The sequence below is a fragment of the Herbaspirillum sp. B65 genome (assembly GCF_000333555.1).
Lineage (GTDB): Bacteria > Pseudomonadota > Gammaproteobacteria > Burkholderiales > Burkholderiaceae_D > Herbaspirillum > Herbaspirillum rubrisubalbicans.
Genome location: NZ_BADI01001215.1, coordinates 1 through 305 on the forward strand (window position 1 = coordinate 1; position 305 = coordinate 305).

At 58.0% G+C, this 305-nt stretch carries 1 protein-coding gene; it reads right to left on the bottom strand.

All coding sequences use genetic code 11. The features are described from left to right. Positions 1-202: 202 nt before the first annotated feature. A partial coding sequence (locus I5W_RS31860; RefSeq protein ID WP_199901824.1) for a LamB/YcsF family protein occupies positions 203-305 on the bottom strand: 103 nt, incomplete at its 5' end.

The window sequence follows — 305 nt, forward strand, 5'->3', positions numbered from 1 at the left end:
CCACCAATGTCGCGCAAAGCCGCTTCCAGTCTGCCTTTGCGGGGTGTATGGACGTGACTTTTCCTGCGACCTCACGGGCCTCATTACGGCGACTTTTCTTATTGCTCTTGGAACGAAACTACAGCTTGCGACTACCTTGAATCAGGATGCGTTGCGCAACATCCCGCACGGTGCGACGGCGCGCAGCACGCGGAAAAAATCTTCATATCGCCGCGCGCACGGCAATTTGCTGCGCGTGCAGGCGTGCACGAATCTGGCGCGCAAAATCCAGTGCATGTGGTCCATCTCCGTGCAGGCAGACGGTC